We start from the raw sequence: 19,695 nt of genomic DNA, 5'->3' as shown, positions 1-19,695 counted from the left end.
AACAGATTAAACAGTAGGTTGCATAATCCTGCTGTTTTTCTGTTGTCTACTGAATTCCATATTGATACATTGAAATCCACACTTTTTAGGCATAGATATAGGCATACGACGCAACATGTAGCCTAAACCCTATGCCTAACAGCTTTGCGGATTTGATTGGAGAGCGATATGGCACGTCAGACAAAGCCCCTGAACAATACTGAGGTCAAAAGCGCCAAGTCCACTGACCGTGCCGTCACCCTCTACGATGGAGACGGTTTAGAATTACAGGTCACTCCGAGCGGTTCAAAACTCTGGCGTTTTCGCTACTACAAACCCTTCACTCGCAAACGTGCAATGATTAGCCTTGGCGCTTACCCTTCGGTATCTCTTGCCGAAGCTCGTAAGCTCCGCGAAGATGCACGACTTCTTCTTAGCAAAGACGTTGACCCGCAGGAGCATAAGCAAGCAGAGCAATCACGGCAAAAAAATGCTACAGAGAACACATTTGAAAAAGTTGCTGCCGAATGGTTTAAAACTAAAGAATCAGCAGGTTTGGCAACACATACGTTGAACGATATCTGGCGATCCATGAGCAAGTATGTGTTCCCACACATTGGCTCTATGCCTATTGCTAATATCACGGCTCAACGATTTATTAGAGCGTTAGAGCCCACTCATGCCGCAGGCAGACTTGAAACTGTTAAACGTCTGAGTCAGCGTATTAATGAAGTCATGGATTATGCCCTCAACTCTGGTCTGGTCTCAGTAAATCCAGCCGCCCGAATCGGACGCACTTTTCATAAGCCGAAGGTGAAGCATCGCCCTGCCCTCTTGCCAGAGCAATTACCACTTCTGATGAAAACACTGTCATTTGCAAGCATTGGGAGACAAACCCGTTGTCTTATCGAATGGCAATTACTCACCATGACTCGACCAGCGGAAGCTGCCGAATCACGCTGGGATGAAATCGATTTTGACGCAAAAGAATGGCGTATTCCTGCCGGTCGCATGAAGATGAAACGTGAGCACATTATCCCGCTCTCAGAGCAAGCGCTGGGGATTCTGGAAGTTATGAAACCCATTAGTAAGCACAGGGATTATGTTTTCCCCGGATATCGCAACCCACTTGAGCCAATGAACAGCCAGACCGCGAACATGGCACTCAAACGTATGGGCTTCAAAGATATGCTTGTCGCACATGGTATGAGAGCGATTGCCTCAACGATCCTAAATGAGAAAGGATTTCCCCCTGATGTGATTGAAGCAGCGTTAGCGCATATCGATACTAATGAAGTCAGGAGAGCCTATAACAGGGCGCAGTATCTGGAACAACGTAGGGAAATGATGGCGTGGTGGGGAGAGCATGTTGAGTCAGCTTCATATGGTAAAACGAGCATCGTTTCTGTCGCTGGCTAAGTCTGAGTTTACACAAAAAGGATAGATTTAAGGCCAAGGATGGCTAAATTGTATTATCACCTCGGTTCATTGCTTTACATTCTCAGTTTCTAAACGGCAAACTTTTTAAGTCGTTGTCCAGCTTACCACTACCTTAAAAAAACCTCTTTCGAATAAAATACTTACCAACCTATTAATGTAATAAGAATGTGTTCTGGTCACTAGCCGATTCCATTACAATGAGTCTTGTGACGCAATCATGTAATTCACGGATGGAATAACAATGACTGAAGCAGACTTGGATGAACTGGCTGATGAAATAGTTCTTCTGTTTACAGCCGGTGAGTATTACAGAGGTATAGGGTCAGGAGTGGGTGAAGTCAGCAAAAACTTTGGCTATCTCACCTACTCATTTCTTGATACGGATACCCGATATGCACGGTCACGAGAAATGGAAAGAATGATCCGTGCGATACACAGAGGAATTCTTTCACGCGATAAGATCTATGAAACTGTAAAGAGGATCTTTGATAGCTTCAACAAACACACATCTGAGTCGCAGAAACGGAACATTTACCACGGCGCTGCGGGTGCGATGACCGGAAGTGTCATTGTATCTCAGGTAGTATTGCAGTTAGCAACCCGCATTGGAAATCTGGCGAGTATACCCTCTGTTTTTTCATATTACATATTGTTAGGTGGCGGAATGGCAGAGAGATCAATATATCGCTCAAGAAGCCTGAACGCTGAGAATCCAGAGGTCTATTACGCACTAAGAAAAGACGATCTTGATTTCTTATTCTTTTTAATCGAACCAATGGTGGAGCCGATCATGGTATCACTAAAAGTGAAAAGAATATATGGCGATCATATGTTTAATGAATTGATTGATAAAGTAGGAGAAAAGATTAAATCTCATGCTTAAAATCATCAAGAAAGTTTTATTATTTTTATCCTACCAGTTAGGATTTTTACTACTAACGATTTGTTTTTTCTGGATTTGCTACATTGTATTTGTTGGGTATGCGCCATGGAGAGAGAAGGTTTATCACTTGGTTGTTGCAATCATCCTGATGTTCATCTTTGGGAAATTTTGCGACTGGTATAATCGGCGAAAATAATTCTATTGGCACGGATTTTATCTGGCAGCGTTCTATGTGTAAATTTCGGGAATAGTAGTATTCTAAACTTAATGAAAATATAAATCATCTGCTAGGAGATAAATAAAAATCAGGTCTGATCTGACAGAAATTGTATCTAAAACTTATATCCCATCAGATCAGATTAATTTAGTTAGTTAATTAACTTATACTTACTATTGTAAGTCTTAGGTAAATCTTTAACCTCAAAAGCATGTGTTAGGAAAATCATAGAATAAGATCTAAGCTGATAATCATTATGAAAATTTAAAGTTACTTCCTTAAAATCTGAAGTAACAACATCACCTTTAAGAAATCTGACAAGATCATTTTGTGTGAAAGTATTACTTTCCCACATTTTATATACATGCCCCATAACATTTACTTCGCCTGTTTCTATAAAATTCATCAATTCATTAGCATGATAAACTTTTACATTATCTTTTGTCATTCCATACAAAGCTCTATTAGCATTGATAATACCATAGTGTATATTATTTACTTTATTAAAATCTATTCCAGCATTAGATAGTAGCTGCTTTAATGATGCTTCACTACTGAGAATGCCCTTGAATTTATTTATTTGATCAAAGCCTTTTAAGATATGACCGTAGGTATTTCGTAACTCAAAAGAGTTTACAGGATGATATGGGTTTTTACATTCAAAGATAAACAGTGAGTCATCAAGAAATGCCAAAATATCTATTTCATCTTTACCATATTTAAAGTCAGACTTCACATAGAAACCCGCTTTTTGAAAACTGTTTTTTATTGAATTGACCATGGAGTCTTTATCATCGAAAGATGATAGATGAACGTTTTCATTTAATGCAAAAGCCCTGATTAAATTTGAACATGAAAATATAGTAGGAAGAATAAGACTTGAATCTCCCATTTTTACTATCGGACTATACTGCAAATCTACAATCTGATCTTCATCAGAAAAATCAATGCTAATCCTAGAAATAAAATCCAGACAATCTTCTGTTGAGTGACCACATATTTTACTAAAAGTATCTGCTAATACATTCGTTTTTATAACAGGAAGAACCGATCTTTTCCTGATTATATCTGCATCTTTATCTTTATTATTAACTAGATTATTGTAAGCATAATTATAGACATAACTAAGGTATCCGAAAAATCTTTGTATTTTTATAATATCTAATGCGTTAAAGTCCTTATATAATTTTTTATTTATAAAATCAACATTATAATTCTCTAATGATAAAGTCCATAACATAGCTCTTTCTTCAAAGAAAAGATGATCTTTAGAGAATAAATCCATATTATCTACGAAAATTGACATAACTAAAACAATACGTTCAATTGGTTTTTGAACTATTGAGTATAAATGTTCTTCAGCAAAACCATTTTCACAAAAATCTTCCATAAAATAGGAGAAACTATCTTCCTTTCTAAAAGAAGGATCATTTAATAATTTTAATAATATAGATTGCCATCTTAGATCAGATTTTGCATACCCTTGACGTAATGAATACTCAAAATCTTTGTTATGAATAACAACTCCATTATCTTTTACAAGGTCAGCATCATAGCAGAAGAAATCAACATTAATTTCAGCATCATTGAATAACTGAATCAAATAAGCATCATAAAATATTTTTAAATAAGCCTCATCCATACTACATTCTTCAACATAAATACTATCCTTATTCGCGACATCAGTCTTAACCTCCTTTAATAATTGCAAAGTATATGAAATAGAAGACACGACGGTTTCCCTACTAAGATAATATAAATCATCTCTAAAATTCCTTTTATTATCTTCGTTAAGGTTATCTATATCACGAAATTTAACTTCAGCTATAGCAAGTGCATTCTTTAGAAAGTTAGGTCTTGATTTAACAAACGACTGTATTCTATTTTTAAGTGACAAAATGTCAGAGGATAATAGTGACAACGAGATGACACTTGTTATGTATCTGTTATCTTCATCTGTAAAATCTCTCCTTTGATAAATATCAAATATAATATTTGTGAGCAAATTTTTATTATAGCCATATTTTGAAGTTCTAAATGCTCCAAGTTTTCTTACTAATCCTATCTGTCCGTCAAAATTACATAAAAATATAAATCTAGCTAATCCATATGATTCCTTGAAATCTCTTTTCCTTATTGATTCTATTAAATCAATTATACATGAAGTTAATAATTTATATTTATTTCTAACTGTAAAGCCATCAAGCAAATTATTTATTTTTAGAATATTTTCTTGAAGAACCTTTTCTTCAATTTTTTTATGTGAAATATTATCTATGTATATCAAAAACTCTTTCATAAATTTCAAATCCTTTTATCTTTACTGTTTTTCAGAATGCACTATATTTAGATTACTCAATTAAAATCTTAGACAAGTAAACATAAACAATAGTGTAAGTTACATTTTTTAATAAATCATTTAAATGTTAAGTTTAATCATTATAATCTCCCACTTAAAAATTAGCTTTAAAATAACATGCTGTATATGAAATTTGAGATACTTATCTATAATTAATTTTCTACATAATTGGCATCCTTCATTTTTGGTACAAAATTCCCTAGCTAACTAGATATGGCACTGATCCACAAAAGTGTCTGTTCATACAAATAAATACAGAATTGCCTCCGAATTTGTTTAGTTCATGAACTTAGTCATTTCCCACAATGCATAACCAGATGTTCCTGCTTTGTGGTGCGTCCATGTCACATCTTTATACCTGATAGAGATATGCTCCAATATCAGGCCAGCACCATCATCAATGATATTGGGCATGACGAGGTTGATATCTGATATGAGTCCATCATTGATCTGAATGGAGAAAAATTTCTCTTGTTTGGCATGTTGCGTGGTGCGGTAAAAGTCGAGCAGCACTTTGACCTTCTCTTGCTCGTTCAATGCCATTGCCAGTAACGGCGTTGACTTATCGATAGGTTTTACCAGGGTGATCGGATTATGGACGGCATGGCCGTCATTACTCATCATATGGTTAAAAGCCAAAATCATGATTTCATCGGTGTGCCCTGCCTGATATCGGTTGCCGATAGATTCTAATGTGGAGCAGCCCTCAGAAATCAATCCCTGAGATTTACCTTCGATAGTCATGTATGCATAATTAGCCATATAAATTTCCTTTTTAATGGTTTAAGCATTGTGGATATTATCGTTAATGCACACACAAGGCCATTGATGCAATTGTAATGATTAGGATGATATGGATATCAAAGAGCTCAGTGAATCGATTTGCTCATTCGTAAACTACGATGGGCGTTCCCCGTTGACTGAGAACGAAATAACCCTAATATACGAGTTTAAGAAGCAGCTTCTTGGTAGTGAAGTTGAACCTCGTGATGTGTTTGTTGAAATGTATTTAAAGCATTACAGACATTAGCGTTTTGGTGCCAATTAACTCTAGTAGATAGCTAAGTGACAGATATAGCCCCCCTGATAATTACACTTTTAAGTGATTCAGAGTATGGATGGCTATACTTCCCTCATAGCTGCCTGATGGTGTCTCTCTAGGCTAAAAAGGATATTGTGAGTATTATTTCGTACACACCAGTGGCGCAGGAAAAGATTAATTAAGTAGTAAAATTTTAATATTACCTCTAAGTTTAAAAATTAAGACATCCCCAACTAAACAACTTCATACATTCGTGCCATTAAGTTTTATTTCGTTGACTATATAGTATATTAAGATTTTGTTTTAGATGCTTAATATTAGTTGTACTCGGTATTGGAAAAATATTAGGCGAGTAATCTAACAGCCAAGAAATTTCATTAACTGCCGCCTGCCCACTGAGTATTTCAGTACTATTCATCGCTGTATAATCGATGCACGCTCCAATTCCAAAAGGTGCATATGGTACAAATGCCACATTCTCTTCCTCGCACCACTTTATTATACCTTCTGATTCATGTCGGTATAATCTATTAAATTTATTTTGGATAGCTGCTATTTTATCTATTTTCACTGATTCTTTTATTTGATCCAAAGTTACTTTTGATAGCCCAATGTTTTTTATTTTACCTTCTTTTTTCATATTAGATAACTCACCGACCTGTTCGGATATTGGTATTTTTTCATCAACACGGTGTAGATAATATAAATCTATAGCTTCTAATTTCAACCGGCTCAAGCTGCCTTCAATACATCGTCTAAGATAAAGTGGATCGCCATTAGGCACCCACAGCCCAGGACCATCTCTCATGAAGCCCCCTTTTGTTGCGATTAGTAAATTATCATTGTAAGGATATAACGCTTTTTTAATCAGCTCTTCTGAGATATATGGGCCATATGCATCAGCAGTATCAATATGTTGTACACCTAAATCAATTGCAAATCTAATTATGTCAATGATTTCCTGCTCATTAGATGGAGGCCCCCATATGTCTGGGCCAGTAATGCGCATAGCTCCATAGCCTATTCTACAAACACTTCTACCTATTATATTTCCTGAAAGAGAGTAGTTCATTTAAGTCCTTAATGCGGTGGTTATTTCGTCGTATAACTTTAACAAGGTATTCTCATGCTCATCAGATCTAAGAATAGTAATTTTATTAGGTAGTGATTGAGTTAATTGGTGTAAATGAAAGTCCACACTTTTACGAAATTTAACATCATCATCTCTCCCAGGAGCTAGTGGGATCAGGGGATTTAACTTCGTTGCGAAAAGGTGAGTATAGTCTTTGGTATTTTCTAGAACAAGAGACTCTATTTTTTCTCTTTCTTCTGGAATCCAGTCTTTCTTGTTATAATCTATGGCTGCTTTCCAATATGCAAAAGAATCAATTTCAGGACGTTCAACAATAACTACATCTGAATTCCTCATGGCATTTTCTTTCTCTTCCAAGGTTTTATTAATAAACCAAAGTGTCGATTCGAAAGTATGATCTCTTAATAAAGGTATTCCTAATTCCAAAGCCAACTTACCAAAAGATGGAACTTTTGAAACTTTAACACCGATAGCTAATAGATTTTTACTCAAAATATTGCAAAAAGAACTTTTACCGGTTGAGTGTGTTCCTGCTATACCTATTAAAAACTTTCTCACCATAGCTCTCCTTGAGTTGGCGAATTATGTTCTTTTTTCAGAGATAAATTAATTTGAGATACTTGGCAAACTTCACTCCAATGACTGAATTTTGCTTTATCTATCAAAAACTCCAATAGTTCTGATGTGGCCTGCACATCAAAACTTGCACGATGAAAAGAGCTTGAATCATTTGATAGCAAACCAGTATAAAACATAAGTTTTTAGATTAAGATCACCTTAGACTTATTAACTCCCTGCAAAGCCTTTAAATAAAAGGCTTCCTTATAATATGTAAAATATTTTGTAAAATATATAGCCTTTATTCACGGAAATTCTTTACACTTTCAAGATTTTTCTTTTTTCGATAGCAGTCAATATCCATTCATCAATTTCATTTTCAACAAATGCGACAGCACGACTCCCAATTTTTACAGGTCGGGGAAAACGCTCTTCACTAATAAGGCGATAGATCCAGGCTTTTCCAAAGCCGGTTTTTCTCATTACTTCGGGGTTAGAATAAGGCGATTCTGGGTATTCATAGTCTCTCCCCGCTTTTAGAAGAGACTATATGAAAAGATCAGGGGATCACAAGCGAATTTCAGCACATCCAGAATTCGCCTGTTTTTAGTCCTTGTCTGCAAGCGTTATAACATCCGAAACCCGCATTTCTTTCAAATGGTTGTTCTTGTTAAGAAAATGATGAAACTGAATGATGAATGGCTTGCAGACCGCTTTTAACGCCAGTGGTCTATCGGTATCTTTTATTTGGTTATTCGCTCTGATTCTCCCTTCTTTATCCGCATGGTCATAGAGCAGTGATGAAAGATGCTCATCTGACACACGGATATCATGGTGCTTTGCCCATATCAGTATGTCGATCATCGGGATCAGCCTGTAATTGATAATTTTCTTGATCGTTCCATAGCCAAAGCGAACAGTATTTGATAAATCTTCTTCAATGCCCCATATTTTACGCCACTGTGGGAGCATCTCTCTCAGAGATCCGATGATTTCTTCGTCAGTGCCACTGGCGAAATCTATCTCAATCATTATGCTGTTTTTAAAAAATACAGGTAATGTCTTAGCGATGGGCGTATTTGCGAATTCTTTTGTCACACGATACTCATCACTTTTTGCATCCCAGGAAAACAACGAATCATTCATACCGTGTATACAAAGATCAGCCAGTCTTCCGGTCGTTGTTATAGAGAAGTGTGGGGATGGAAAAAGCATATTGTCTATTGCAAGGAGCTCCATATAGCTATCCGTAATGAGGAAGGGTTCTCCACTAAAAAGACTTTTGGTATAAATTTCTGCCAGCCTGATTTCAACATCCCCAGGGTCAGATCTAAAAAACAATGACCGCATCACTAGCTCGTGATAAAGCCGCCCAAGAGATATGTTTTCAAACTGCCGATAGGTATCGATATTTAGCCATTCTTTGATTTCTTTAATGTCTTTGTCCGACAAGTTTTTCATTATTGCCATCCAGTGTCTTCTATTCTTCCGTCCAGAAAGGATAGTTGACTTAGACTGAATGACTAGCTACTCATCACCCTTTCCAGTTTTCCTGTCACTTGAATAGCGTTGGCCTAATGTCATACTTTATCGTCTGAAGGTTCGAAGTTTGAGCCAATGTTTTCTGTTGATGGGATGACTTCGATTTTTAGGCATAGCTATAGGCATAGCCATCATGCTAATAAAACTAATAATTATTATTTTTCAAAAACTTAAACAAACAACTTTAATCCTCTCGTGCCGACCAAATAATCCCAGAAAAACCAACCTCTTACGGTTGGTTTTTTTTCGTCTGTATTTCACTGGGGGAATAACCCGTCATAAAATAAGAGATGATTAAATAAAAGCAGATTTTACGCACATGATGAAGCGTTAATAAATAAGATCTGGCCATAGCAGCGCACAAGTTTCCATTTCACATAGGCCGTAAATCTTATACCCTAGTAACTCATCTGGCACCGCCCAGTCATTTAGCTTCGGCACCGTCTGACGCTATGCTTTTGATTCATTGTCAATCGCGAGGTTGATCATGCAGCATGATGTCAGATTTGGTCGTATAGCAACCGTGTTACCCGTCAAAAACATCTTGGTTTCTCAAGAGTTCTATATCAATGGACTGGATTTTAAGAAGGTTTTTGAAAACGGGGATCCTGTTGGCTTTATGATATTAAAGCGTGAAGAGGCTGAATTACATTTGACGCTTCAACCACAGCACAAAGCGGCTTCTCATCCTATCGCACATCTTCTGGTTGATGATGCGAATGCCTTATTCACCCTTTGTCAGGAAATTGGTGCCAAGATCGTTAAAGGTGTCCAAGATAAAGATTATGGTATTCGAGCATTTGTTTTCGCTGATCCGGATGGAAATCGTATCGATGTCGGACAGATCCTGAAGAAATAATTAAGGCGAGTGTTATACGTGAACCGGTCGCCTGTAAATGACGACCGTACTGCTGTGAAGCGAAAAATTTGTGCGCATCAGGTGACAACCGTCTCATTGGTCGTAAGAAATATATGCTGTATTGGGTTCATGATTTATCTTTTCCCCGTCACGCTTTCAGCAGTAACTCACTCAACTTTTCAACCTGAGAGAAGAAAGGTTCATGCCCTGCATCAAGGGTATAAATAGTGCCAACACCCGCTTTTCCAGCCATTTGCAGCTGAAGTTTGGGAGAAATGGCAAGGTCCTTCGTACAAACAATGTAAGCCTTTGGCAAATCGATAAATCCTTCTGTCCATGTGACTGTCTCCATCAGAGGCTGAATTGGCTGATGTTTAAACTGCGCAAGGAGCGTATCAACATCGTTTCCCCCGTAATCATGAAATAATGTAGCCGCAATTTTTTCAGGAACCAGTTCCAGAACGCCTTTATCAAAATTAGGCTGCGCAACAGGTCCTTCCGTCCCCAGCTTCTGGCTTTGCTCGGCCAGAATAGCGACAGATTCACCGTTTTGCGGAATCATAGCGCAGACATAAATAAGTTTTTCAAACAGTTCTGGTGCAATCGACGCCGCTAAAGTGATTGCTGCGCCCCCCATGCTGTGACCAACCAGAGTCACTTTGCCCTGAACAGACAGTAATCTGGCAGCATCAATAATCTTATGGGCATAAGAATCGAGTGACACGGTAATCGCAGGCGTCTGATCATCACCACTTCCAGGAAGATCAATGGCTTTTACTGTATTGCCTTCAGCCTCTAGCTTCGATTGTATTTTGTTCCAGACCCATGCACCCTGCCATGCTCCATGTATCAGTAAAAAATTTTTTGACATTTTTAATCGTCTTAACAGATATGAGTGGAACCATTAAAAGTCATAGTGATGTTAAAGAACAGGCACAGTTCATACAGATAAAGCCATAACAGTAGGTATCTGGATAAAACCAACACGGAAAAATGATTGAACTAGATATAGCCTTTGCTGCAGGCGGCACATTCTTTCAGGTCAGTCACAAGAAAAATTGCAAGGTTAGCTAAAATTGAGGGCTAATCTACTCTCCGTGATTCCGAGCTAGCCCCCTGGCATCAATCGACAACAAACAGCTTGGCACCCGTCTCGGTGTAGGAGCGATGGGCTTCTGCGTTATCCGCCACCTGATAGCTCATTCCCGGTTTGAGGACAAAAACGCGGCCGTCATCTAATTCCGTATGAAGTTCGCCTTCAAGGCACAGTAAAATATGCCCTTTTGAGCACCAGTGGTCAGCCAGATAGCCTGGCGTGTACTCAACAATACGAACTCGAATGTTATCAAAACGCTGTGTTCGCCAATAGGCGATCCCCGTGTCGCCCCGGTGCTCGGTGGGCTCTATTTGCGACCAGTCAGTCGTACCAAACGGAATGTTTTTCATGTCCATATTACTGCTCCTATTGTTTAACGTTATCGGTTAACACTCCGCTTACTCTTCCGGCAAGCCATCCCGGCACATCAGCGTTTGGTGCCACGGTTCCACGGCATTTTCATCAACAGTCTTGCCATGCCACAAAAGCCCGTGATCCCGGCAAACAACAGCCCTGCACCTACAAAGCCAGAGAGCAGGAAGAAAGCGCTGTTTACGCTGTAACCCAGTAATACACCACCCAGAATAAGTACGCCAGCGGCGATTTGGACCTGCCGCATGAGTTCAATCGGCTGCTTGCGATTCACTTCTGTCGGGAATCCTGCCTTTTTCCATGCGTTCATTCCCCCTTCAAGAAGAAATACCGTTGCGGGTGAAACCGCCTGTGCCAGCAAGTCGGCATTCTGTTCCGAACGCATGCCGGATAAACAATGGAAAATCACAACCTGTCCTTCTTTGTCATCATCAGGAAGGACATACCCAGCAGAGGAGTTCAGCGGGTGCAACCTTGCCTGTGCAATGTGCTCGCGGGCATGTTCTTCCGGCTGGCGAATATCAATGAGCACCGCCCCTTCATCTAACAATTTACGGGCCTGGGCGGGTGAGATAGCAAGTGGCGTTGGCATGATCGTGATCCTCTTTTTGCGCCGCTGAAACCCGTCATCATGCATCGTTCAACATGGTATTCAGTCAGCAAGGAAGGTGGCATCGCTGATTGTTTGCGTGCCACCATTAATTTAGATAAATCTAATTAAGTAAAATCTAAATTAAATAATGGGCACACGCAACAACTTTCCACGCGGGGAAAGCAATCCAGACTGGACATCGATTTAGCGACTGATACTCTGTAAACAGAAACGCTATTTTAAAAAACAGCCATGCTGCCGCGATCGCACAAAATGGATCAGTAACAGTATGGATAAGTCACTGTATGCATAAGTACCGTGCAAAAATAATGCTATTTGCGAGCCACCTTGTGGCTCTGTTTACCGCGCCGACTGGGAAACTTGAGATACCGCCAAGACCGTTTCATGAAAAAATTAAAAGACACAGACTGGTATAAAAAGCGTTACTCCAACCGCGTTCTCTTCTGGAGAGAAATCTCACCGCTCGCCTTCCCGATCTTTATTGAAGGCCTTTGCGTCGTGTTGATGGGGGTTTTCAGCACCTTCCTGGTCAGTTGGCTGGGGAAAGAAGCCATGGCGGCCGTCGGTCTGGCTGATAGCTTCAACATGGTCATCATCGCGTTCTTTACCGCCGTCGCATTGGGAACCGCCGTTGTTGTCGCGTTCAGTCTGGGACAGCGCAACAGAAAGCAGGCGCGATCTGCCGCTCGTCAATCGATGTCATTATTGGTTCTGTCATCGTTTCTATTGGTCGCACTGGTTGAATTCGCTGGTTCAGCGATCATCGATTTGATCGCAGGACAGGCCGACATACAGGTTAAAGAACTTGCCCTCACGTTCCTTCGCTGGACGGTGTGGGGCTATCCTGCTGTCGCCATCGCGCTGGTAGGCTGTGGAGCGTTGCGGGGCGCGGGCAATACCAAGTTGCCTATGGTTATCAACATTGGGATGAACATTCTCAATATTGGCATCAGTAGCTTGCTGATTTACGGGGCATTTTCCTGGGATGGCCTTGGCTTTGTTGGCGCGGGTATTGGTATTACCATTTCGCGCTATATCGGCGCGGTATTCGTGATTCTGACGCTGATGCACGGTTTTAACGGTGCGCTGCGCATTCCCTTCAAGTCTTACTTTGCGCCTTTTACCCTGTCGATCCTCTATGAAGTGCTCAGTATCGGTATTCCCGCCAGCATTGAATCTGTGATGTTTAACATCGGCAAGCTGATCACCCAGCGTTTTGTGGCAGATATGGGAACCGAGGTCATTGCCGGAAACTTTATTGCTTTCTCCATCGCAACGCTGATCAACCTTCCCGGTAATTCACTCGGTGCCGCTGCTACCATTATCGTTGGCACAAGGCTGGGGAAAGGCCAAATCATGCAGTCCACCCGCCAGTTGAAGCACATCTTCTGGCTGTCCAATATCGGGCTGTGCGTACTTGCCGTCCTGTCGGTGCCCAGTGCCAGCTTTTTGGCGTCGTTTTACACCAATGAGCCGGAAGTTATCGAAGTGGCAAAACATCTCCTGTGGCTCAACGCGCTATTTATGCCGATCTGGGCGGCGTCCTGGGTGCTTCCTGCCGGTCTAAAAGGCGCGAAAGACGCCAGCTACACCATGTGGGTAGCAATGGCAGGCATGTGGGGATGTAGGGTCATCGCGGGATATATCCTCGGCGTGATGCTCGGTTTTGGCGTGATCGGCGTGTGGATGGGGATGTTCTTTGACTGGATTGTACGCGGGTTCTTCTATTACCGCCGCCTGATGAGCGGACGCTGGCTATGGCGCTATCGCCCACCGACAAATTGATGATAGCGAGCGGGTTTCCGCTCGCTTACAACACAACAAACCGCTTAGCGACTCGGGCTCTTCACCGGAGCAAAACGAGTCGCCATGATAATCAACACGACTACACCAACGGTCATGATCATCCAGGCCTGCTCCAGACCTGCGGTATGCTGACGAATGAAACCAGCCAGCAGCGGCATCAGGCTAGCAAGGATGTAGCCACCACCCTGCACAAAGCCCATCAGTGAACCGGTTTTATGTGACTCGGTCACCTGATCCAACGCTACGATAAGCGACAGTGGGAACAGTGCACCAATGCCAACACCCAGCATGATAATGATGGGATACGTAAACGTCAGCGGTGCCACAATCAACCCGATCATCCCCACCAGCATCACGATCAGGATAGGAAGCAGCAGTTTGCGTCGATCGGGAAAACGGTTGATGAACGTTGACACCAGCAGGCCGGAAATCACTTCCGTCAGCGTTAATCCACCCAACATCAGGCCGCTTTGCGTCGCATCTAACCCCAGTTGAATGTAATACGGCGGCAGCCATGCCAGTACCAGCGTATACGCCCCCGTACCAATACCGAAGAACACCATCAGCAGCCAGTCCATTCCGCTTCGGCGCGTTGCTACGACAGCCACTGCATCCTGCTTCGCAGTATACGCTTTAGGAATACACCGCCAGGCCACCGCAGCCACCAGCGCCACAATTCCCCAGCAGGCCAGCGCACTTTGCCAGCCCCACGCATTTGCTAGCGGAGAAACCGATGAAGCTGCAAACGCCGCCCCGCTCATAATCGCGGTGGTATAAAAGCCCATGAGGAGACTGCTATGGCGACCAAAATGGAGCTTGATAAACGATGGCACCAGCGCCTGAATCAAAGCAATCCCGATTCCGGCAAGCGCAGCGCTAACCAGCAGCGCCATACCGCTATTCAGCCACCAGCGGGCGCTACACGCCAAAGCAATGACCACGATGCCCAGCGTGATTCCCCGATATTCACCAAGACGCGCCTGCAACTGGCCGCCATATAACGCGCACCACCCCATAGCGAACACCGGGAGCGTAGTTAACATCCCCGCCATGCTGTCATCCAGGCCCGTTGCAGCCTGAATCTGATTCAGTAATGGGCCAATCCCCGCCAGAACAGGACGTAAATTTAGTCCCAACAGGATAATTGTGAAGAACAGAAAAGCCCGCGTGCGGGCCGTTGATGTCACTACCATGTATAACCTCAATAGCTTGAGTAAATCACTACAACTTGATGAACATTATCTTCACATAAAGAATCTTAACGTCAAGATAAAATCTTATGACAGACCGATACCGCATGAACTTGATCAACCGTAGCAAGAAGGACTGGATATCGACCAACTGGAAAGTGACTGGATAAATGACTGATGATACTCATCGCTGATTTAGACAAATGGCCGTAAAAAAACGTCGCTTGCGACGGTCCTCAGGATGGCGGGCAGGAAGCTCGCCATAAAAAAATCCGCCCTAAAAAGAGCGGATTCTTTCGACACATCTAACAACCAACGCTGAGGGTAAACAACCCCTACAGGGTTAGATTAGAAGCGGTAACCTACGCCAACAGCCCAGGCACCAACATCAACACTGCGGATACGGCTTTGTTCGTAACCAACATCCAGCGCAACGTCCTGCATTGGGTTGAACTGAACACCGGCACCGTAGGTGAAGCCATAATCGTCGTTGCTGCTGTTGTTCAGACCGTTGGTAGCGTTATTCGTTACTTTACCGTGGCTGAAACCAACAACACCGTACAGGCTTGCCCAGTCATTCAGACGGTAAGCTGGACCCGCAGTAAAGCCCATGTATTGGCCTTTATTGTAGTCGCTGCCATCGCTACCATTTTTTTCCAGGTAGGTGAATGAGCTAATAACGCCCAGTGGGTTATTATCTTGCTCGTAACGATATTTCAGGTTAAAGCCTTTAACTTTATTTTGTACGCCCTGAGCATCACCTTGAGCATAGCCTGCAGTTACAGTACTTTGACCAGCAAATGCAGAACCTGCGCCAACGGCTAATACACAAGCCAGAGCGGAAAGACACGCGATTTTTTTCATATTTACAGCCTCAGATTCATTTTATGAAAGACTAACTAACGAGGTAAATATAACAAAGAAATTCGGGACTTGCCGCCTTATAAATATTTATCAATTAGGCTTTAGATGTAACAAATATTGTCAAAAACAACCTATCGCTATAATTACATTGAGTTTTTTATTGTGACAGTTAGATTAAAAATAAATTCACCACAGCGCAGTAAAACAGACAATTCCGAATTCCCCGCTCAGTTTGTATGCTAATGGTATTGCGCAAAAACACGCCAGTTAAATGATGCGTAAATAAAGGTCAATAAAAGTCAATTCATACCAGACAAATTGTTTACAATTGGATATAATAGCAACGGAATGTTATACCTGTTTTAAGGCCAAAAGAATGACCTTATTTTCCCATCGCTCGCCATCATTTCTACCTGTATTGCTCATCATTATCTCGATGCTTTCTATCCAAAGCGGAGCTGCTCTGGCTAAAAGCCTGTTTCCGCTCATTGGAGCGACTGGCGTCACGGCACTGCGTCTGGGAATTGGTACGATCATTCTGTGCATCATCTTCAAGCCGTGGCGCATGCGTTTTAGCAGTAACCGCCTGCCGCTGCTGGTGTATGGCATGACACTGGGCGGGATGAACTTTCTGTTCTACCTATCATTACAGACGGTGCCGCTCGGCATTGCTGTCGCACTGGAATTCACCGGCCCGCTTGCCGTTGCGATGTTAGCCTCACGCAGACCGATTGATTTTCTGTGGGTTTTTCTGGCCGTTGCCGGGCTGTGGTTCTTACTGCCGCTGGGCCACAATATCGGCAATGTTGACTTGACGGGTGCGGCTTGCGCCGTGGGTGCTGGTGCCTGTTGGGCTCTTTATATTCTGTTTGGGCAAAAAGCGGGGGCAAATCATGGACCGGGAACCGTCGCTATCGGCTCCTTCATTGCCGCGCTGATCTTCTGCCCTATTGGGGCGTATTACGCCGAGAGCACGCTGTTTTCGCTCTCGATACTCCCGCTCGGTATTGCCGTCGCCATCCTGTCCACCGCGCTCCCTTATTCACTGGAAATGGTGGCACTAACCCGTCTGCCCGCCAGAACGTTCAGCACGCTGATGAGTATGGAACCCGCGATTGCCGCCCTCTCCGGGATCCTTTTTCTCGGCGAACATTTATCGTTTATTCAGTGGATGGCGCTGATCTTTATTATCATTGCGTCAATCGGCGCAACGCTGACAATCAAACCGGCGGGCGCAGCCAAAGTGACGACTCAAGCAGAATGAGTGCGTATTTCCTTGGGGAAGTGTTGCAGAAAAGTTTCACATTCCCGAGGAGAACGCAAAGTAATAAAACGGATATGGCGATAGCGAGGATCGGCTAAATCCGCCAAATACCGCTTCCGGTTTCTTGAATAGGTTTTCATTGTCCAGAGGATAATTGAATTCCGACTAAGGAAACTGCGGAGAAAAGACTCTTTATTACCCGTGCCGCTCCAGAGCTCCTCTTTACGCCATGCCCGAAGAAAGGCACGCTGTACCGCCTGAAAAAGCGTACGGCTAAAGCTGTAATCGACCCAAATCACGACATCAACATTGCGCCATTTGACATCACGCGTTCGATTATAGTTGCCATCCAACACCCAGCTTCCAGGCTCCAGTGCGCTTTCAAGCCGTTGAAAAAAATCGGCATCCGTCCGTTCTTGCCAGTTTTTTAACCAAAATAACGCATCCATTTCAACGTACGGAATAGCCAGCTTTTCAGACAAGCGACGAGCCAGCGTAGATTTGCCACTTCCACTGGTGCCAATAATATTCACTCTCATTCACCACGACTCCTTTTACTCGTACACACTATATTTTAAAAAAAAGCGATGCCGTCACTCTATTTAAGCAGCAGAGAATAATAACTATTTCCATCTAACTAGTGATGATATTTATCAATATACGACATTATGTTTCAATGATAATTAAAATATTACCCTGACATCACCGCAGCCACATTATTGATATCAGATAAATCCTGACCAAAAATACCCACACCATCGTTATGCTATAGCTATCCATTTGATAGGTGATTCTTTTCAATATTAATTTTTATCACTGCTATAATTAATCACATTGAACAGCAAGACTATCAATAATTAAAGAGAGGATACTATTATGCCTACCGCTAAACTCGTGAAATCAGTACCGTCCGAACTGCTTTACACTCGTAATGATTTGGACGATAGCGTTAAAACCTCGACGATCGCGCTGTTAAACCAACTAGTTGTTGATTTCATCGACCTGTCATTGATTACCAAACAGGCGCACTGGAACATGCGCGGTGCAAACTTTATCGCCGTTCATGAAATGCTGGATGGCTTCCGCACCTCGATTATTGACCATCAAGATACCATCGCCGAGCGCGTGGTGCAGATAGGCGGTGTTGCGCTGGGTACTGTGCAAATCGTGGGTAAACAAACCTCACTGAAAAGCTATCCAACCAACATCCATAGCGTTCAGGATCATCTGAAAGCGTTGGCCGAACGCTATGCGATTGTTGCCAACAACGTACGCAAAGCCATTGGTAAAACGGAAGATGAGGCCTCTGCGGACATTCTGACTGCCGCATCACGCGATCTGGATCAGTTCCTGTGGTTCATTGAATCAAACATCGAATAGTCAGCGTTATCATCCCGCGAACGCGTTCAAGGCTGCCTAGGCAGCCTTTTTACTGTCAGTCTCCCGACTCAAACTACCCTATTTTCTGGCATAACCCGCACAAACCACGCATTTTATCCGTTAAGACGCTCAAAAAATTAGCTTTTGCCCGCATTAATTGGTCATAACGCTAATCAACGGTTGTTTCCCTTCTGTAAATCAGTTAATCATAGCAGCGCCTTGCCTGAGCGACTCGGAGGTGAAAATTTCACCGCTGGCAGGGCAATAAATAAAGCAACAGGTTAAGCACAACGCAGAGTAACTGACCCAGGTTTCACTTTCGTACGATGTACTATGCTTAAAACGCCTGTAAAACAAAAAGCTCCCACAACTGCTAATAGGAAGGGTTTGATGAAATCACTACTTAAGGCCTCTTTGGCTGCACTGACGCTAATGATGAGCGTATCTAGCTATGCTGCTGAGAAAGAACTGATTGTCGCTACAGACACCGCTTTCGTCCCTTTTGAGTTCAAACAAGGCGACAAGTACGTCGGTTTTGACATCGACCTCTGGGATGCTATCGCTAAACAGCTCGACCTGAAGTACACCCTGAAGCCAATGGACTTCGGCGGCATTATTCCCGCACTGCAAACACGTAACATCGATCTGGCGCTTGCAGGCATTACGATTACTGAAGAGCGTAAAAAAGCAATCGATTTCTCTGATGGTTACTATGACAGCGGCCTGCTAGTCATGGTCAAAGCAGACAACAACGACATCAAAGGCGAGCAGGATTTGGCGGGTAAAGTCGTTGCGGTGAAGAGCGGCACGGGTTCCGTTGATTACGCGAAAGCCAATATCAAAACCAAAGATCTGCGCCAGTTCCCGAACATCGACAATGCCTACATGGAACTGGGCACCAACCGTGCTGACGCCGTGCTGCACGATACGCCAAATATCCTCTACTTCATCAAAACCGCAGGCAACGGCCAGTTTAAAGCGGTAGGTGATTCCATTAAAGCCCAGCAATACGGCATCGCGTTCCCGAAAGGCAGCAACGAGCTGCGTGAAAAAGTGAATGGCGCCCTGAAAACACTGCGTGAAAACGGCACTTATGCTGAGATCTACAAGAAGTGGTTTGGCGTAGAACCTAAGTAAT

General features: G+C 42.5%; 19 protein-coding genes. 7 read left to right on the top strand and 12 right to left on the bottom strand.

From position 1 onward, the window contains the following. The first annotated feature begins 168 nt into the window (after positions 1-168). Both BJJ97_RS13650 and BJJ97_RS13645 read left to right on the top strand, forming a co-directional pair. A complete protein-coding gene (locus tag BJJ97_RS13650; RefSeq protein WP_095994300.1) occupies positions 169-1,398 on the top strand; it encodes an integrase domain-containing protein in 1,230 nt (409 codons plus the stop codon). A 262-nt stretch (positions 1,399-1,660) separates the two neighbouring features. Further along, positions 1,661-2,302 (top strand): hypothetical protein, encoded by a 642-nt coding sequence (locus tag BJJ97_RS13645; protein WP_095994299.1) that lies wholly within the window; start codon positions 1,661-1,663, stop codon positions 2,300-2,302. Between the two features lie 368 nt (positions 2,303-2,670). Here BJJ97_RS13645 and BJJ97_RS13635 read toward each other — a convergent pair whose 3' ends face one another. The 6 genes from BJJ97_RS13635 to BJJ97_RS13610 form a co-directional block, all read right to left on the bottom strand. Continuing rightward, complete coding sequence (locus BJJ97_RS13635; RefSeq protein ID WP_095994297.1) at positions 2,671-4,818, bottom strand: hypothetical protein; 2,148 nt, start codon at positions 4,816-4,818, stop codon at positions 2,671-2,673. 336 nt (positions 4,819-5,154) lie between these two features. Next, complete coding sequence (locus BJJ97_RS13630; RefSeq protein ID WP_014699424.1) at positions 5,155-5,640, bottom strand: Hcp family type VI secretion system effector; 486 nt, start codon at positions 5,638-5,640, stop codon at positions 5,155-5,157. Positions 5,641-6,179: 539 nt separating this feature from the next. Then, on the bottom strand, positions 6,180-6,992 hold the full coding sequence (locus BJJ97_RS13625) for an aldo/keto reductase (protein WP_095994296.1): 813 nt from the start codon (positions 6,990-6,992) through the stop codon (positions 6,180-6,182). Next, positions 6,993-7,574 (bottom strand): AAA family ATPase, encoded by a 582-nt coding sequence (locus BJJ97_RS13620; RefSeq protein WP_095994295.1) that lies wholly within the window; start codon positions 7,572-7,574, stop codon positions 6,993-6,995. It lies immediately after the preceding gene. A 315-nt stretch (positions 7,575-7,889) separates the two neighbouring features. Beyond that, the gene (locus BJJ97_RS13615; RefSeq protein WP_095994294.1) at positions 7,890-8,054 is read right to left on the bottom strand and encodes a helix-turn-helix transcriptional regulator; all 165 of its coding nucleotides are present in this window, start codon (positions 8,052-8,054) and stop codon (positions 7,890-7,892) included. Positions 8,055-8,177: 123 nt separating this feature from the next. After that, positions 8,178-9,032 carry a DUF6387 family protein gene (locus BJJ97_RS13610; RefSeq protein ID WP_095994293.1) on the bottom strand — a complete coding sequence of 285 codons (855 nt, stop codon included), beginning with the start codon at positions 9,030-9,032 and terminating at the stop codon, positions 8,178-8,180. Positions 9,033-9,600: 568 nt separating this feature from the next. Here BJJ97_RS13610 and BJJ97_RS13605 point away from each other — a divergent pair. Next, complete coding sequence (locus BJJ97_RS13605) at positions 9,601-9,972, top strand: VOC family protein (protein ID WP_095994292.1); 372 nt, start codon at positions 9,601-9,603, stop codon at positions 9,970-9,972. A gap of 148 nt (positions 9,973-10,120) precedes the next feature. On the opposite strand, the gene BJJ97_RS13600 is transcribed toward BJJ97_RS13605, so the two are convergent. The 3 genes from BJJ97_RS13600 to BJJ97_RS13590 all read right to left on the bottom strand — a co-directional run bounded on the left by BJJ97_RS13600 (position 10,121) and on the right by BJJ97_RS13590 (position 12,032). Then, complete coding sequence (locus tag BJJ97_RS13600; RefSeq protein WP_095994291.1) at positions 10,121-10,843, bottom strand: alpha/beta fold hydrolase; 723 nt, start codon at positions 10,841-10,843, stop codon at positions 10,121-10,123. Between the two features lie 251 nt (positions 10,844-11,094). Continuing rightward, positions 11,095-11,424, bottom strand: coding sequence for a DHCW motif cupin fold protein (locus tag BJJ97_RS13595; RefSeq protein WP_014914981.1), 330 nt, complete (start codon positions 11,422-11,424; stop codon positions 11,095-11,097). Positions 11,425-11,495: 71 nt separating this feature from the next. Beyond that, positions 11,496-12,032: a rhodanese family protein gene (locus BJJ97_RS13590; RefSeq protein ID WP_095994290.1), complete on the bottom strand. Its 537-nt coding sequence runs from the start codon at positions 12,030-12,032 to the stop codon at positions 11,496-11,498. Positions 12,033-12,437: 405 nt separating this feature from the next. Between BJJ97_RS13590 and BJJ97_RS13585 the strand changes: the two genes are divergently transcribed. Beyond that, complete coding sequence (locus BJJ97_RS13585) at positions 12,438-13,838, top strand: EmmdR/YeeO family multidrug/toxin efflux MATE transporter (RefSeq protein ID WP_095994289.1); 1,401 nt, start codon at positions 12,438-12,440, stop codon at positions 13,836-13,838. A 44-nt stretch (positions 13,839-13,882) separates the two neighbouring features. Here BJJ97_RS13585 and BJJ97_RS13580 read toward each other — a convergent pair whose 3' ends face one another. Beyond that, on the bottom strand, positions 13,883-15,052 hold the full coding sequence (locus tag BJJ97_RS13580; protein ID WP_095994288.1) for an MFS transporter: 1,170 nt from the start codon (positions 15,050-15,052) through the stop codon (positions 13,883-13,885). A 345-nt stretch (positions 15,053-15,397) separates the two neighbouring features. Further along, positions 15,398-15,913 (bottom strand): outer membrane protein OmpX, encoded by a 516-nt coding sequence (gene ompX, locus BJJ97_RS13575; RefSeq protein WP_039480180.1) that lies wholly within the window; start codon positions 15,911-15,913, stop codon positions 15,398-15,400. A gap of 376 nt (positions 15,914-16,289) precedes the next feature. Here ompX and rhtA point away from each other — a divergent pair, with 376 nt between their 5' ends. Beyond that, complete coding sequence (rhtA, locus tag BJJ97_RS13570) at positions 16,290-17,177, top strand: threonine/homoserine exporter RhtA (protein WP_095994287.1); 888 nt, start codon at positions 16,290-16,292, stop codon at positions 17,175-17,177. Here rhtA and BJJ97_RS13565 read toward each other — a convergent pair. Continuing rightward, a complete protein-coding gene (locus tag BJJ97_RS13565) occupies positions 17,165-17,716 on the bottom strand; it encodes a P-loop NTPase family protein (RefSeq protein ID WP_095994286.1) in 552 nt (183 codons plus the stop codon). The genes rhtA and BJJ97_RS13565 overlap by 13 nt on opposite strands. 337 nt (positions 17,717-18,053) lie before the next feature. Here BJJ97_RS13565 and dps point away from each other — a divergent pair, with 337 nt between their 5' ends. Next, on the top strand, positions 18,054-18,557 hold the full coding sequence (gene dps, locus BJJ97_RS13560; protein WP_010294859.1) for a DNA starvation/stationary phase protection protein Dps: 504 nt from the start codon (positions 18,054-18,056) through the stop codon (positions 18,555-18,557). 390 nt (positions 18,558-18,947) lie between these two features. Continuing rightward, a complete protein-coding gene (gene glnH / locus BJJ97_RS13555) occupies positions 18,948-19,694 on the top strand; it encodes a glutamine ABC transporter substrate-binding protein GlnH (protein ID WP_095699150.1) in 747 nt (248 codons plus the stop codon). The last annotated feature ends 1 nt before the right edge of the window (position 19,695 follow it).

This window comes from Pectobacterium polaris (genome assembly GCF_002307355.1).
Lineage (GTDB): Bacteria > Pseudomonadota > Gammaproteobacteria > Enterobacterales > Enterobacteriaceae > Pectobacterium > Pectobacterium polare.
This window is presented reverse-complemented; position numbering and strand designations above follow the sequence as displayed.

What these genes read in the sequence shown, in the direction of transcription:
- BJJ97_RS13650 (WP_095994300.1), top strand. Translation starts at nt 169, where the DNA reads ATGGCACGTCAGACAAAGCCCCTGAACAATACTGAGGTCAAAAGCGCC.
- BJJ97_RS13645 (WP_095994299.1), top strand. Translation starts at nt 1,661, where the DNA reads ATGACTGAAGCAGACTTGGATGAACTGGCTGATGAAATAGTTCTTCTG.
- BJJ97_RS13635 (WP_095994297.1), bottom strand. Translation starts at nt 4,818, where the DNA reads ATGAAAGAGTTTTTGATATACATAGATAATATTTCACATAAAAAAATT.
- BJJ97_RS13630 (WP_014699424.1), bottom strand. Translation starts at nt 5,640, where the DNA reads ATGGCTAATTATGCATACATGACTATCGAAGGTAAATCTCAGGGATTG.
- BJJ97_RS13625 (WP_095994296.1), bottom strand. Translation starts at nt 6,992, where the DNA reads ATGAACTACTCTCTTTCAGGAAATATAATAGGTAGAAGTGTTTGTAGA.
- BJJ97_RS13620 (WP_095994295.1), bottom strand. Translation starts at nt 7,574, where the DNA reads ATGGTGAGAAAGTTTTTAATAGGTATAGCAGGAACACACTCAACCGGT.
- BJJ97_RS13615 (WP_095994294.1), bottom strand. Translation starts at nt 8,054, where the DNA reads ATGAGAAAAACCGGCTTTGGAAAAGCCTGGATCTATCGCCTTATTAGT.
- BJJ97_RS13610 (WP_095994293.1), bottom strand. Translation starts at nt 9,032, where the DNA reads ATGAAAAACTTGTCGGACAAAGACATTAAAGAAATCAAAGAATGGCTA.
- BJJ97_RS13605 (WP_095994292.1), top strand. Translation starts at nt 9,601, where the DNA reads ATGCAGCATGATGTCAGATTTGGTCGTATAGCAACCGTGTTACCCGTC.
- BJJ97_RS13600 (WP_095994291.1), bottom strand. Translation starts at nt 10,843, where the DNA reads ATGTCAAAAAATTTTTTACTGATACATGGAGCATGGCAGGGTGCATGG.
- BJJ97_RS13595 (WP_014914981.1), bottom strand. Translation starts at nt 11,424, where the DNA reads ATGGACATGAAAAACATTCCGTTTGGTACGACTGACTGGTCGCAAATA.
- BJJ97_RS13590 (WP_095994290.1), bottom strand. Translation starts at nt 12,032, where the DNA reads ATGCCAACGCCACTTGCTATCTCACCCGCCCAGGCCCGTAAATTGTTA.
- BJJ97_RS13585 (WP_095994289.1), top strand. Translation starts at nt 12,438, where the DNA reads ATGAAAAAATTAAAAGACACAGACTGGTATAAAAAGCGTTACTCCAAC.
- BJJ97_RS13580 (WP_095994288.1), bottom strand. Translation starts at nt 15,052, where the DNA reads ATGGTAGTGACATCAACGGCCCGCACGCGGGCTTTTCTGTTCTTCACA.
- ompX (WP_039480180.1), bottom strand. Translation starts at nt 15,913, where the DNA reads ATGAAAAAAATCGCGTGTCTTTCCGCTCTGGCTTGTGTATTAGCCGTT.
- rhtA (WP_095994287.1), top strand. Translation starts at nt 16,290, where the DNA reads ATGACCTTATTTTCCCATCGCTCGCCATCATTTCTACCTGTATTGCTC.
- BJJ97_RS13565 (WP_095994286.1), bottom strand. Translation starts at nt 17,716, where the DNA reads ATGAGAGTGAATATTATTGGCACCAGTGGAAGTGGCAAATCTACGCTG.
- dps (WP_010294859.1), top strand. Translation starts at nt 18,054, where the DNA reads ATGCCTACCGCTAAACTCGTGAAATCAGTACCGTCCGAACTGCTTTAC.
- glnH (WP_095699150.1), top strand. Translation starts at nt 18,948, where the DNA reads ATGAAATCACTACTTAAGGCCTCTTTGGCTGCACTGACGCTAATGATG.